12 protein-coding genes and 1 tRNA gene are annotated in these 14653 nt (G+C 61.3%); 8 read left to right on the top strand and 5 right to left on the bottom strand.

The genetic code is table 11. The features are described 5' to 3' along the window. The first annotated feature begins 28 nt into the window (after positions 1–28). From VJZ71_01055 to asnA, 7 genes are all read left to right on the top strand, one after another. Positions 29–100 (top strand) — tRNA-Gly (locus VJZ71_01055). 98 nt (positions 101–198) lie between these two features. After that, the gene (locus VJZ71_01050) at positions 199–735 is read left to right on the top strand and encodes a DinB family protein (GenBank protein HKQ46638.1); all 537 of its coding nucleotides are present in this window, start codon (positions 199–201) and stop codon (positions 733–735) included. A gap of 174 nt (positions 736–909) precedes the next feature. Continuing rightward, on the top strand, positions 910–1554 hold the full coding sequence (locus VJZ71_01045) for a helix-turn-helix domain-containing protein (protein ID HKQ46637.1): 645 nt from the start codon (positions 910–912) through the stop codon (positions 1552–1554). A 48-nt stretch (positions 1555–1602) separates the two neighbouring features. Beyond that, a complete protein-coding gene (locus VJZ71_01040) occupies positions 1603–2451 on the top strand; it encodes an SRPBCC domain-containing protein (protein ID HKQ46636.1) in 849 nt (282 codons plus the stop codon). Positions 2452–2626: 175 nt separating this feature from the next. Next, complete coding sequence (locus VJZ71_01035) at positions 2627–3451, top strand: SRPBCC domain-containing protein (GenBank protein HKQ46635.1); 825 nt, start codon at positions 2627–2629, stop codon at positions 3449–3451. A gap of 43 nt (positions 3452–3494) precedes the next feature. Then, positions 3495–4013 carry a DUF1579 domain-containing protein gene (locus VJZ71_01030; GenBank protein ID HKQ46634.1) on the top strand — a complete coding sequence of 173 codons (519 nt, stop codon included), beginning with the start codon at positions 3495–3497 and terminating at the stop codon, positions 4011–4013. Between the two features lie 252 nt (positions 4014–4265). After that, entirely contained in the window at positions 4266–5396 is a 1131-nt protein-coding gene (asnA, locus tag VJZ71_01025; protein ID HKQ46633.1) for an aspartate--ammonia ligase, read from the top strand. On the opposite strand, the gene VJZ71_01020 is transcribed toward asnA, so the two are convergent. Beyond that, a complete protein-coding gene (locus VJZ71_01020; protein ID HKQ46632.1) occupies positions 5393–5983 on the bottom strand; it encodes a hypothetical protein in 591 nt (196 codons plus the stop codon). The two genes, asnA and VJZ71_01020, sit on opposite strands and share 4 nt — an antisense overlap. An 88-nt stretch (positions 5984–6071) precedes the next feature. Here VJZ71_01020 and VJZ71_01015 point away from each other — a divergent pair, with 88 nt between their 5' ends. Continuing rightward, on the top strand, positions 6072–7874 hold the full coding sequence (locus VJZ71_01015) for a proline--tRNA ligase (protein ID HKQ46631.1): 1803 nt from the start codon (positions 6072–6074) through the stop codon (positions 7872–7874). A gap of 6 nt (positions 7875–7880) precedes the next feature. Here the strand turns inward: VJZ71_01015 and VJZ71_01010 are convergent, their stop codons facing one another. The 4 genes from VJZ71_01010 to VJZ71_00995 all read right to left on the bottom strand — a co-directional run bounded on the left by VJZ71_01010 (position 7881) and on the right by VJZ71_00995 (position 14415). Next, positions 7881–8246: a DUF4190 domain-containing protein gene (locus VJZ71_01010; protein HKQ46630.1), complete on the bottom strand. Its 366-nt coding sequence runs from the start codon at positions 8244–8246 to the stop codon at positions 7881–7883. An 81-nt stretch (positions 8247–8327) separates the two neighbouring features. Beyond that, entirely contained in the window at positions 8328–8633 is a 306-nt protein-coding gene (locus VJZ71_01005) for a hypothetical protein (protein HKQ46629.1), read from the bottom strand. A gap of 124 nt (positions 8634–8757) precedes the next feature. After that, positions 8758–10986, bottom strand: coding sequence for a choice-of-anchor B family protein (locus VJZ71_01000; protein ID HKQ46628.1), 2229 nt, complete (start codon positions 10984–10986; stop codon positions 8758–8760). Between the two features lie 687 nt (positions 10987–11673). After that, positions 11674–14415 carry a PxKF domain-containing protein gene (locus tag VJZ71_00995; protein ID HKQ46627.1) on the bottom strand — a complete coding sequence of 914 codons (2742 nt, stop codon included), beginning with the start codon at positions 14413–14415 and terminating at the stop codon, positions 11674–11676. Positions 14416–14653: the final 238 nt, after the last annotated feature.

Raw genomic sequence — 14653 nt, 5'->3', positions numbered from 1 at the left:
TGATCACCGTGCTAAAATGCCGGATCGCGCGGGTGTAGCTCAATGGTAGAGCACTAGCCTTCCAAGCTAGATGTTGCGCGTTCGAGTCGCGTCGCCCGCTGTTTGATCGAACCCCCCCGCCCTTCCTGGGAGTAATATCTCCAAGCCGTTTACCGCGAACTGTTCCATCGCTCCATCCTCAGAGCAAAGAGGCTACGCATGAAATTCTCTGTTGACGAATCCATGGCGATTCTTGCCCGGATGCCGCGTATCATCCGTGCGTTGCTGGTCGAGTTGCCGGAGGCGTGGTGGTACGCGAATTACGGGCCGGGGACGTGGTCGCCGCATGAGGTGGTCGGACACTTGATCCACGGCGAGCGGACGGACTGGGTGCCGCGGGCGCGGCATATCCTGGATCGCGGGGAATCGCCGCCGTTTCAGCCGTTTGATCGCGACGGTCATTCCGTGATGTGCCGCGAGAAAAAGCTCCCGGATTTGGTTGATTTGTTCGGCAAACTGCGGGAGGAGAACATTGCCGCACTGCGGGCGCTGACGCTGACGCCGGAAAACCTGGCCAAGCGCGGGACGCATCCGGCGCTGGGGCCGGTCACGCTTGCGCAGCTTTTGGCGACCTGGACGGTGCACGACCTCAACCACATCTCCCAAATCTGCAAGGTATTGGCGTACCAATACAAAGCCGAGACCGGACCGTGGGAAGCGTATTTGTCGATCCTCGCGCCCCCAGCGCCGCGATAGACCCGTTCAATTCGTCAGCGGCAACGGCCACAGCGGTGGGGTTTTCCCTAAGCCTTTGCGCCGTCGGTGGATCGGAGCATTGAGTTTCCCCCACGAGAGATTCTTCAAGAAAATAGCCGAAAATCGCTTGACAACTAATATTGTCAAGACATATAATAATGTCGGTAAACGAAGATGTCCAGTTCCGCCGCCATTCAAGTCCTGCAACAGCCCGACCAAGGGGCCGTATTGCTGCATCCCATTCGGCTCCGGCTCGTGGGCCGGCTGGCCGAGCCGAATTCGGCGACGGGGCTGGCGCGGGAGATGGGGCTGCCGCGACAGAAGATCAACTACCATCTTCGTGAACTCGAAAAAAACGGTCTTGTCCGGTTTGTGAAGCAACAGCGCAAGGGCAACTGCCTGGAGCGGATCGTGCAGGCGACCGCACGGAGCTATCTGATCAGCCCGGAGGTACTGGGGTCTCTGGCATCGGACCCCAGCCGCATCCCGGATCGCTTTTCATCTGGGTACATGGTCGCGGTCGCAGCGCGGACCATTCGCGAACTGGCTATCCTTCAACATCGCGCGGACAAGGCGAAACAGCCGTTGCCGACGTTCAATTTGCAGGCGGATATTCGCTTTGCCAGTGCCGAAGATCGTAATGGCTTCGCGGAGGAGCTTACGCAAGAGGTGGCGCGGTTGACGGCGAAGTATCACCACGAGACCGCGCCGGGTGGGCGGCTGTATCGGTTTTTCGTCGGGGGGTACCCGGCGATTACGAAGGGCGAGGAAGAAACGCCGAAAAGTCAAACTATCAAAAAGTCAAAACGAGAAGCATAAGTGCCAGTTTTGCACCGGCTATTAGCCGGTGCCACACAAGAGATCCCCATGAGCAACGATAAAGGCCCGCGATCAATTGAAAAGGAGATTCGCGTCCTCGCGCCCGTTGAGGCCGTGTGGAAGGCACTGACGGACGCGGAGGAGTTGACGCGTTGGTTCCCGCTCGAAGCCCGGGTCAAACCGGGTGAAGGCGGCTCGATGTGGATGGCGTGGAAGACCGACTGGCAACACGAGACGCCCATCGCGGCGTGGGAGCCGAACAAGCGGCTGAAGCTGATCTATGTCGAACCGACGCCGCCCGCCAAGCCGGGTGAGCCGGAGCCGCCGTTCAAGATCCCCTATCAAGTCGCCGTCGAATACACGCTCGAATCGCGCGGCGGCGAAACGGTACTGCGGCTGGTTCACTCCGGCTTTGCAGCGGACGCTTCGTGGGATTCGCAATACGACGGGACGGTGAGCGGCTGGGATTTTCAGCTCGCTGGTCTCAAGCTCTACCTGGAGCGCCATCGGGGCACGCCGCGGCGCTGCATTTATTGCCGCGTGGCGATTCCGCACGTTTCGATCGAGGAAGCGTGGGGCAAGTTGATGAGCCCCGCCGGGTTGCTGCAAGTCGAACACCCGGCCCCGTCGCAGGCCGATGCGCGATACGCGTTCACGACGGCGGCAGGCGATCGGCTCGAAGGCGTGGTACATGCCTGGAAGCCGCCCAAGGGCTTTTCCGCGACGGTTACGAACCTGAACGACGCGTGGATGCGGCTGCACATTGAAGAATTGACGCTCTTCAATCGCCGCGACGTGAACTTTTTCATGGGGACCTATGCCGTGCCGCAGGAACGAGTTGCGGAATTGCAAACCCGCTTCGACGGGTTGCTCCACACGCTTTTCGCGGAGACATAGAGGCAATCAGAGGCGAGCCGGAGAGAGACGTATGTTTATGTACCGAATCGTAATGAAAATAGCGGTAGCCTTCAGCGCTTTGTTTTACGAACCGCCGCAGTACGCCGTCGCCGACCCTCCCGTTGACGCGCGAGCCGACAACCCAATCCTGCAAGAAATCCAAGGAGCAAACCCTATGGAAACGAAACCCGATACCCGATCGTTTGAGATGCAACTGGGAATCAACGCCCCTCCCGAGGCCGTGTGGAAGGCGTTGACGGATTCACTGGAACTGACGCGCTGGTTCCCGCTGAATGCCAAGGTCAAGCCGGGCGTGGGCGGCAGCATCTGGACCTCGTGGGGCCCGCCGTTTGAAGGGGAATCGCCGATCCAGGTCTGGGAGCCGAACAAGCACCTGCGGACCGGCTGGCCGACCTGGGATGCGGGCGCGCCGGATGTCGAGCGCCAGAGGATCGCCGTCGATTACCACCTTGAAGGCCGTAGCGGGAGGACGATCCTGCGCGTTGTGCATTCCGGCTTCGGTAAGGACGCCAAATGGGACAAGGAATACGACGGGGTCTCCGGCGGTTGGGCCTTTGAGCTGCGTGGCCTGCGGCATTATCTCGAGAACCATCGCGGCCGAGACCGGCGCGTCGTTTGGTCGAAGAAGCCAACAAGCCTGTCGGTCGCTCAAACGGCGAGTCGGCTCATCGGACCCGCGGGAAAGGTATTTCGCGGAAGCATCGAAGGCCTGAAGGAAGGCGATCGCTATCGACTGGAGATCGTGGGCACAGATCACCACATCGAGGGTATCGTCGCTGTGAACACGCCGCCGCGGGCATTCTCCGGCACGGTAACGAATCTGAACAACGCGTTTTTCCGGTTAGGAATCGAGGCGTGCGGGCCGGAGGGGACGGAGGAGGTCTGGACGTGGTTCTCGACGTATGGACTTCCCGGCGAGGTGTGCGAAAACTTGGAGCGCGACCTCATGCCCGTACTCGATCGCGCGCTGGCGAAATAGAATCCATTGGCCCCCGAGACGGGGGCCGCCAAAAGGAGATACGATGAAACCTGACCCCGCGGCAATACAGAAGATGATGCAGGAGTGGATGCGCTGCGCCATGCCCGGCCCAGAGCACAAGGGGCTGGAGAAGCTGGTGGGCCATTGGACGACGGCTACCAAGCAGTGGATGGACCCGACGGCCCCGCCGACCGAATCGAAGGGGCGGAGCGAAAATAAGCTGGCCTTCGACGGCCGGTTTGTCGTCGCGGACATCGAGGGCTCCTGCATGGGCCAGCGGACGAGGACGATGACCATCATCGGCTACGATGTATACAAAAAAAGATACGTCAGCGTCGCGCTGGGCGACATGGGCACGGGCGTCTACCTGATGACCGGCGACATGGGCACGGACGGCAAGACCTTGACGTTTCATTGCGAGATGGATGACGCGATGGGCAAGCGGCCGACGCGGTTCGTGATCCGCATCGAGGGCGACGATCGGCACGTCTTTGAGGCGTACGACTCGTGCGGGGGTCAGGAATTCCGCGTGGTCGAGACCGTTTATACGCGGGTCAAGTAATTCGAGGTTAGCCGCCCTTTTTCCACAGGTATGGAAGCCGGAAGATCGGGCTCGCCCTTCCGGCGTTACCACTCAGGCCCGCGGATGCGTGTCCGTGGGCCTGATTTTTTCGTCTGGCGGGGGGTCGCCGACTCCTCGAATGTTTCTGGCACACCTCTTGCTAGGTCCTCCATCAACAACAGACCGGGGCCGACGGTTTCGGCTTCGGTATTGTCCTGTGCAGCCGCCCTTTCACTCCTTGGAGGACACATCATGGCAGACAAAAAAGCGGATCTCGCCGGACCGGGCATTGGAACGTACGAAGAGGTCGAAAAGATCCTGCCGGCGGATTATCGATCGCTCCTTTCGAACAAGGAGACGCAACTCGCGCTCACGGCATTGAAGCGCTACATCGAGGATCACTTGTGCAAGGAACTGAATCTCATCCGCGTCGAGGTGCCGCTAATTGTCGACGTGGAGAGCGGCGTGAACGATTTCCTCGATCGGGACGGTTCGCGGACTCCGATTCAATTCCACATCACCAACGACCACAACAAGCACCCCGTCGATGCGCAGGTCGTCCAGGCGGCGACGAAGTGGAAGCGGATGGCCCTCAAGCAATTCGACATGAAGGTCGGCGAGGGGCTGGTCACGGACATGCGGGCGGTCCGCAAGGACTACTTCCTCGACCACGATCACAGCGTCTATGTGGATCAGTGGGATTGGGAAAAGGTGATTACACCGGAGCAGAGGAACCTGAATTTCCTGAAGGATACGGTCCGCAGGATTTGGAAGGTCATCAAAGGGGCCGAGGGGTTCATCCAGGGGCAATTCCCCGCCCTGCGGACGAACCGGTACCCGAATCTCCCCGACGAGCTTGTCTTTCTGCACGCCGAGGAGATCCTCGACATGTATCCCGACCTGCCGCGGAAGGCCCGCGAGACGGCGATCCTGCAAAAGCACCCGGCGGTCTTCATCATCGGGATCGGCTGGACGCTAACCGACGGCTATCCGCACGAGCTGCGGGCGGCGGATTACGACGATTGGGTCACGGAGACGGCCTCGGTCTCGGGCCAACCAATGCACGGGCTGAACGGCGACATCCTGGTGTGGAACCCGGTCACGCGGCGGCGGCACGAGCTGACGTCGATGGGCATTCGCGTCACGAAAGAGACTCTCAAGATGCAGTTGGAGATCACGCGACAGCTCGATTTCCTGAAGCTGCCCTACCACCAGGCGATCCTCAAGGACGAGATTCCGCTGAGCATCGGCGGCAGGATCGGGCAATCGCGGACGACCATGCTGCTGCTCCGCAAGGCGCATTTGGGAGAGGTCAGTGTGACAGTCTGGCCGAAGGTGTTGAAGGAGATGTGCCGGCGGAAAAATATCTTCGTCCTGGATTAGGGGTTGATGCCGAGAAGCGCACGCTGCGCGTCGGGAATCGACGCGCCGCACTCGGGACAGATGCCGCTTTGATTGCCGTGGAGGCAATAACGGCAGACCGCGCAGCGATCCCGCAGTCTATCTGCTCGCCGAATGAACATTCCCCTCGACCATTGCACCAGGGGCAGGACCGCGCACATCCCGCCCAGAAGCCACAGGGATACCCAAACCGTTTGATGATGGTATTCGTGCCGGGCGTCCGGATCGTAGATGTTTCCCGTGACCCAAATCTCCTTGCTGGCGCTCAATCCGAAGAGGCGTTGAAACGACCGCTCGACATCGGGTGGAACTGATAGGATGAAGGTTCCCTCATCCCCGACGTCAAAGATAAGTTTTTCTGAGGTGCGATTGACGTAGAAATAGCCGCGTTCGGCGGCGCAGCCCCAGGATGGCGTGGGCATGGAGCCATCGGCCTTGTCGCCCCCGAGGGACCAGTTGAATCGGTAGCTGGTCGCGGCCAGGCTGAAGAGGACGCCCGCCGCCGCGCCGCCCGAAATCGTCAGCGCACGCAAGACCCGCCTTTGGCACATGATCACTTGGCGATCCATCGCTCGATCATCCTACGCTTGCGGAATCGGCCGGTTCATGCACTAATGCTGGGTTCGTAAGTTAGTCCGACATTTTGAGGTGCCCCGCATGCGCTGGTCCCGTTACCTGATCCCCACCACCAAGGAAGTCCCCAAGGACGCCGTCGTCCCATCGCATCAGCTCATGCTCCGGGCCGGGCTGATTCGCCAACTTGCGGCGGGCATCTACAGCTACCTGCCGCTGGGCTATCGCGCGCTCCGCAAGATTGAGGACATTGTCCGTGAGGAGATGAACGCCGCCGGGGCCATCGAGCTGCACATGCCCGTCCTGCACCCCATCGAGCTGTGGCAGCAGACCGGTCGGACCGCGGCGATGGGCGAGGTGCTACTCAAGCTCCGACCGGTGAAGGACGGCGACGAGGGGGACTGGCGGGCGCAGACGGTGCTGGGCCCCACGCACGAGGAGCCGGTCACGGAGATCGCGCGGGCGTTTTTGTCCAGCTACAAGATGCTGCCCATCAACCTGTACCAGATTCAGGTGAAGTTCCGCGGGGAGGCGCGGCCCAAGAGCGGCGTCCTGCGGACGCGCGAGTTCCTCATGAAGGACGCGTACAGCTTCCACCGCGACAAGGCGAGCCTCGATGAGGGCTATCAGAAGATGTACGACGCGTATTGCCGCATCTTCAGCCGCTGCGGTCTGCCGTACATCGCCGTCGAGGCGGAGAGCGGGCCGATCGGCGGCGACGCCTCGCACGAGTTCATGGTGCTGACCGATGCGGGGGAGGACATGGTCGCGCTGTCGGAGAACGGCGACTATGCGGCGAACACCGAGCGGGCCGTGGCGGCGCCCTTGTCGCAGGATACGGCCGAGATGCTGCCGATGAGCGAGGTCCACACGCCGAGCCAGCGGACGATTGACGAGGTGTGCGCTTTTCTGAAGACGAAGCCGAGTCAGATGATTAAGACGTTGGTTTACGTAGGCACGGAGGCACAAAGGCACGAAGGCACAAAGGTAGGAGCAAGCCCACACCGCGAATCTCCAGCCTCGTTGCCGGTTGTGGTGCTAGTGCGGGGGGATCATGAAGTTAATGAGAACAAACTTAACCGGATCGCCAGCGGGCGACTCGAACTAGCCGATCCGGGGACGATTCGACAACTGACCGGAGCGGATGTCGGCTTCGCCGGACCGCATTCGCTCAAGGGGGCGTGCCGCGTCATTATCGATCAGGCGGTCGCCGTCATGCGCAATGGCGCGACGGGGGCGAACAAAACGGACTACCACGCGATCAATGTGAACCCCGGACGCGATTTCCCGCTCACGGGCGAGAATGTGACCGTCGCGGACGTGCGGACCGTCGTGGATGGCGATCTGTCGCCAACGGGGAGCGCGTCGCCGATTCGGCTCAAGAAGGCGATCGAGGTCGGGCACGTCTTCAAGCTGGGCACAAAATACAGCGACTCGCTCAAGGCTACGTTTCTCGACAACGACGGCAAGCCCAAGAGCTTCATCATGGGCTGCTACGGTATCGGACTGAATCGCATCATGGCGGCGGCGATCGAGGCGCATCGCGACGATTCCGGGATTGTTTGGCCGGCGTCGATTGCACCGTTCTCCGTGCTGATCGTCGCGCTCGACCCGCGTGAAAAAGAGGTGATGGATACCGCTGAGCGGATCTACAACGAACTGACGGCCGCGGGCATCGACGTGCTTTTTGATGACCGGGATGAACGGGCGGGCTTTAAGTTCAAGGACGCCGATTTGATCGGAATCCCATTGCGGATCACGGTCGGGCGGAAGGCGCTGGCGGAGGGGGTGGTGGAGTTGAAGGAACGGGCCAGGCCCGATGTCGAGAAACTCCCGCCGGCGGGGATTGTGATCCGGGCGCTGGAACTCATACGACAAGGCGGTTGAGCCGATCTACGGCGCCACACTGGTACTGACGGGCTGAGTCGTTTGTGGCAGCAGGCGATTTACCAACGCATGTTTCCCGGTCGCTCCCATGTACGCGCCATATCCGCCGTTCACAAGCGTGCACAGCAGTCCGATCACGCACAGGATGATGCCCGCCTTCGCCGAGCGGCGGCGGTACTCACGCTGCGCCATGATGCCGAGCACCAATCCTGTCACCGAGAGGACAAGACCGACGGGCGGGCACAACCAGAACACCACGCTGATGATGCCGAGGATAAGCGACGCGGTCGCCTTGCCGGCGCCCGGCTGCATCGCTGGGGGTCCGGCATAGGGAAGCGGCTCGATGGGACTTGGAACGGGCGGACCGGCCATGGTACATCCTCCAGCGGGAGTTAGCCGCTAAGGATATATGCATCACATCTCTTAACAAGCGCGGTACTGGCTTTTGCGGGGTTAACGGCTCTCGATCGCACAACCCACCACGACGAACTCGTCGTTCGTTGTCGGATCAGCGCGGGCAACGCGAACGGTACGCTCGAGAGTGGTCCAGGTCTCTCCATGCAGCTTGCGTAGATGAAGGCGGTCGCCGATTTGCGGGGCGGCTTCGGCCAACGTCAGAAAGCCGATCCCCGAAGGCGAGGCGTCGAGCGTCCAGCCCTTGTGGTCCTCGATGCGCCCGGGGCGCTTCCAGCGAATGACGTCGTCGGAGTTGCACCGCAGTTCGCGTCGCTGATCGGGGTGGGAGACGAAGGTGATCACGGCCGTTCCTCCGGGGAGAAGCCCCTCCTCCTTTCGGCCGCCCGGCACGCGGGCATGAGGTCTGCTTCCGACCGTCGGTCTGGAACCAGCGCTTATCAGACTCATCGTGGATTCGCGAATTACCCTACGGGCACGCGCCGTTGAGGAGGCAGGCCACAAAGCCCTCTACGTCATCCCCCGTCTCCAGCACGTGGTCGCTGTCCATATCCAGGTTGCAGAACATCGTCGTGCAAAAGACCGGCTGGGCCAGAAAGGCGTTGGTGTAGGCCTGGATATCGAAAGAATCGACCATGCCGTCTTCATTCGCATCGCCCTTGAGACAGCACTTGTAGGTAAAGATCTCGAAATCATCGAGCGCTGCCTCGACGATGGACCCCGGGGCGACATCGGCCGCGACGAAACGCAGGCGGATTTGATTGTTGGGCGTGACGATATCGGCCACGCGGAACTCGTGATAAAACCAGCCGCCGGAAGTCTGGGGGCCCGCGGGACCGACGGTCTCGACATTCGTCCAACTCGAACCGTCGTTCGAGGAGATATCGACGGTAAAGACGTCCTGGTTCGGCGCCGAGCCGGCGGTATTTGAGTACCAGCGCCAATAGCCGATCCACGGGTCGGAGATGGTGCTTAAATCCAGCGTTGGCGAACGCAGGGTCGTCTTGCCGTTGTCCACGTCGTATGTCCCGACGCCCGTTCCAGCCCGGTAGTCCGTTATCCAGCACATCGTTGCGGCACCCGGCGTATGATCGTCCCCCGGTTGGGCCGCTGTCGGCTGCGGAACGTTGCGGCTCCAGATTCCGATCGTGGCGGTATCGGGCGAGCTGGGATCACCAACGGTCCAGGCCCCGGCAAGCTCGAACGTTTCCGTCAGGGAAATGACCTTGTCGGTGGCGACGACGGCGGAGTAGGTGGAAGCCGGGGCACCGGCCGGGTCGGTAAAGGATGATGGGAGATTGCTGTCCGCCCTTACGTAATAGGAAACCTGCGTCTGGCACGGGATCGCCGGAAAAACGGCGTCATACTCGCCGGGCGCGACCAATTCCAGCGCCACCGAGGTGTAACCGCTACCGGCGTCATAATGAAGCTGTGGGCTGGCGGCGTTTAACGTCGCGCCACACGACGCGGCGATATTGACACGAACTCGCGTGCCACCATCCGGGCAAAGCAGCGCGGGAGGTCCGTCGGGGTAGGAAAACGCGACGCTGCCGGCCGTGAGGGCCTGCGATGGATCGACCACAAAGAGCCCGCGATTGATGTCGCTGATGATCACATTGCCGCTTGGGAAGTAGGGGAACACGCTCCACGCGCCCTCGTACCCGGAGTTATTGTCCTCGGGATACGTATCGAAGTAACCCACCTGCAGAGGCGCGAGCGGATTGTCCAGACAGAAGATCCTTAAGCCGGCGTGATAGTCGGCCTCGTACATGAAGTTCCCAAGAACATATTGGTTGTGGTCCGTGGCACCGACGCCCGCGCTGTATTCTCCCACGATCACCGGGTTGTCGATATCGGAAACATCAAAGATTGTCGTACGGTTAATTCCATCCGTCTCGTCGTTGATATAGAAATGATTTCGGTCTTCGCTCAACCACCCCTGGTGGCAATAGCTGAGGCTGGGATAGGTGCGTCGCGCGACCAGAAACATAGCGGACTTGTTGGTCACGTCCACGATGTCAAAACCGGTCCCGCCATCACTACAAAACGCAATCTCGCGACCGGCATAAGGACCGCTGGTGTACGTGACGATCTGAGAATCGTGCGTGTAGGCGGCTGAGGCCGTCCATGATCCCGCGATCACGGGGTTGGCCGGATCGGCGAGACTGACCGCTACCAACGCGCCGCCGTTGATATTGGCCCCACAAAGGTACAGGTAACCGCTTTCGACATTCAGGGCGACATTATGCGCGCTGGACACGCCTCCGCCCGTGAAGCGCTGCACGAGCGTAACGGTTCCCGCATCCACGTTGGAAAGATCGACGACGTCGATGCCGCCGCCGGTCTCGTTGGAGACGTAGCAGTAGTTGCCGTAGACCTTCACGTCCGCCCACAGACTATTGGAGTGCGAGATACTGCCGACGATCGTAGGGGAGGCGGGATTGGTAATCTCGACTACCGCGAGTTGGTTCGCGAGCCCCATGAGGGCATATTCGCGGCCGGACCCGGAGACGTAGCCCCAACAGTCATTCCCGTTTTCGGGCAGCGGCGAAAAGCTGGAGAGCGGAAGCCAGCTTTGCAAGCTGACGTTGTTCGAGGGGAACGGCTGCGCCGCGAGCGGCGTCGCGGCGAACGCGATAAGAGCAACGACCAATCGTGTTGGACAAAGTCTGCCGTTCCATGAAATTCGCATTTTCATTACGCCTCTCAGGAAAACACAATAACGAACCCCCACACTAAACGCCGGCCGCGCCTTCGATTTTACTGATCGGTATATCGATAAACAACCCGATCAAACGATGTTTTTCAGCCTATTTCGGAGATTTCGATGAATTGACCGCTGCGCCGGATCGGGCAGAGGCACAGGCTGGGCCTTTCGACCACGACACCGGTCGTCGCGGTAAAGTTTAGTGGGTATCGCGATCGAACCGTTCGGTTTCGAGCGGGACCCGTGCGCCGGCGGCATTGTGATACTTGCGACTCCGGGATCGATCACCCAGGCGGGGACGATAGAAGCGAACGGCGGCGATGGCCGCCCAGGCACTTAAAAGATCGGTCGATGCGGCGGAGGCGGCATTATTCACTTCCTCGCGCCGACCGTAAACTTGACCGGCGCGAATTCCGTAGATGGCGGAGTCGGCGGAGCGCCGGACGTTGGTGTCATCACGGCGTCGCCCAGGCAGGCCGAGTCGGGAGGGGGTGCGTGCGGCGGGTCGGCGGGGTTGGGGGAACCGTGGTAGGCAATGGGAATACTGCCAGCGCCGACGGCGGGTCCGCGGGCCACGTACTTGAGACGCGCTGCGACCCCACGGCGCTTTTCTGATCGGCGTCCGCCGATTGGCGCTGACACTTTACACTGCCCGCTGAGCCGGCGCCGACCTCCATGTCAACGGACGATGGAAATAAACACGTTGTGGGAACTCCCGTCGTCCAGGTTGATGACGATCTTGTAGGTGCAGTTGAGCAGCGCGGTGCCGGTGTTCAGGTTGAAGATCCACTGGCCGTCGCCGCACGTTCCGCTATAGCGGAAGTCGGTGCCGCTCGGGCTGCTGCTGCCGGCATCCTCCCAGGTATCGTCGCCGTACGGGACCGCGTTGGCGTTGTAGTAGAGGGCGACGGTGTGCTTGCCACCGTTGGCGAGGCCGATGTTCGTGCAGATTTCGGCGCCATCGCAGTCGTAGATCCTGAACTTCACCGGCACAGTGCTGCCGCGCTTGACCTTTCGTACGGTCGTCTCGCTGAGCGGTGGGCCGACGCCGCCCCAGACATAGTGAACGAGAACCAAGTCGCTATCGGGCGAGTCATCCGGGAAGTAGGAATCATTGCCGGCGTAAGTCGCGCGATACTGCACCGTGCTGCCGGGCATGAGGTTCTCGCTTCCGCCCCAGGTGACGCTCCACGCGCCACTGCCATCGGTCGTATCGGAACCCACAGAATCAAACGACCCGCCATTGATAGAGGCGAGCAGGGTGACGGTTTCGCCTACCAGCGCCGTGCCGCAGGAATCCTTCAGCGTGCCGGTAACGGTTCGCTCGCACGACCCTGCGCCATAGTCGGCGGGCAGAGGGTCGATGGTGACTTCGGTTTCGGCCTTTACCGAGAAACTCACGGCGTCACTATCCACCGGGGTCGTGTTCCACTCATTACTCGCCGTAGCGATGACGCTGTGTGAGCCGAGGGCGGCGGTGAAAGTGTTCGACGCCTGGGCAGTGCCGCCATCCAGGCTGTAAGTGAACGTAACAGGCTCGCAGGCGTCGGCATTGACCGAAGCACTCACGATCACTTCGGCATCCGTGCAATTCGCGGCGGTGAACACCTGGTCGGCAGTCGGGTCACTGATCGTAACGTCGCTGACCGGGATCCCCCGGACGTAGATGGTGATTTCATCCTGCGGCGACACCGGCGTGCAGTTATTGCTGGCCACGACCTTAAGGGTCCGCGCCCCAGTGGGCGGGTTGGCCGGCGCGACGCTGATCTGCCCGGCGACCGGCACGACTTCGACATTGTCTACGTACCAAGTTAACGTGACGTCCGTGCCGTCGTGATCCGCGGAGACCGCGATGTCCACCGGGTCGCAGGAGACGAATTCCGCGCCATCCGCCGGACTGGTGATGTCGACGAACGTGATCGGCTCCTCTTCGGGCACGATGGTAAAGTTGATGGAGCTTTCCGCGCTGCCGCAGGCGTTCGTGGCCTTCACGGTAATCGTGTGCGCTCCGAGCCCGACGGCGAGGAAAGTGGACGAGGCCTGAAACGCGCCGGCGTCGAGTTTGTAGGTGAGGGTGACCGGAGCAGTGCCACCGATCGCCTCAGCCGTGACCGTCACGTCGGCCTCGTCACAGTCGGGGTGGTTGGTGGCCTCGATTTCGGCGCCGTCGGCAGGAGCAGTAATGGTCACACCGGTGGGCGCTGTACAACTGGACGCGACATTGAAGCCGCAGGAATTAGAGCTGTTGGCGTGACGGATTCCGCCGGGGGAGGCCGTCGTGTTGCCCGTGTAGACCGCGCTCAGTGTATAGGCGCCGGAGGTTAGAGCCGCCACGGTCACCAGTTGAGCTCCGGTCGTTCCACTGGAGACGGCCACGCCGGAGAGGGTTCCCATGACCATCGCGTCGCTGTCTCGGGTGACGGTAAAGGTGACCGCGCCATCATTCACAGCGCCGGCCGGTGTGGTGTACGCAAACGTCGCGGTTCGAGTCAGGGACGCTGAAACCGAGACGGTGGTGTCCCCTTCGTCGACATCGACGGGGCACGTTGCGACGGTCGCCGTATTGCAGGCGGGGATGTCCAAGAGAATATTGGGGGAAATGCCGGGTGTCGGCAGGTGTCCATCGCCCAGGGTTAATTCAACGTCACTCAATCGATAGGTTCGTCCGGCGATACCAGTGAAAGACCCTGTCCAGGTGCCGTAGCCTCCGCCCGCTTTGGACAGTACGCCGTCGAAGGGCGTTCCCTCGTCCACACCATCGGCCGTCGTTCCGCGGGCCTTCACGCCGTTGAGCGCGATGGCGGCGCCACCGGTCTGCGCGACATTCACGGAGATCGAGACGATCCCCGTCCCGTCGGTCTTGGTCATTGACGGCGCCGGTGGCCCGGCGAGGCTGAAATTACTGCCGGGATGATCAGTAAAGGTAACGGTGGCAATGAGGCCAGATTCGTAACCCATCGCCGTGGCGGTGAGGATCATCCAGGCGGCTTCTTGTGGAATCAGGTATTGCGTACTAAAGGCCCCATTGGCGTCGGTGAATTCGACGTTCCAGTCGTAGTCGCCGATATGCGCGCCGGTAATGGGATCGTCGATGGAAACGCTGATGTCGATCGGCTCGTCCGCCCAGAAGCCGCAACCTGCCAGCGTTGCGATTTCGCCCGGAGCGTAATCAGGCTTGTCTGTGACCATGGCCGGCCCGTTGCTCGATGAACAGGGCACCGTGAGAGCGTGCGCCGAGGAGGACTTCGGCAGAAAGCCGGTGACGCTCTTGGGGAGGCGCGGCCGCGGTCCCACTTCGGCAGTCGGTGTCGGCGACGGAGTCGCGATGGGTAGCGTGGGCACGGCGACCGGGTCGCACGCGGCGATTGCCAGAACCAGTGAAAGGCAGAGAAATTTCTTGCAGACGGAAAACGGCTTCATTGAATTCACCCTCCGAAAATCGATTCTTGGAACGGTGCGGGCTTAACTCCACCACCGTTGCATTGGCACTCGTAACCAGAACTGAGAATGCCCCGGGCCCCGATACGACCCCTTGAGAATGCTCCCATCTTACTCAAATATGACGGCCAATGTCAATTGTCAGTGAGGTCAAACGGTCATTATCATGGGCAGCGCTGGCGCGCATCGAAGCTGAGCGCAGATGCGTCGCGTGCAAATG

It is taken from the genome of Phycisphaerae bacterium (genome assembly GCA_035275405.1).
GTDB lineage: Bacteria > Planctomycetota > Phycisphaerae > UBA1845 > UTPLA1 > DATEMU01.
Note: the sequence above shows the minus strand (reverse complement) of the source record. Positions and strands in the feature narration are given on the sequence as shown.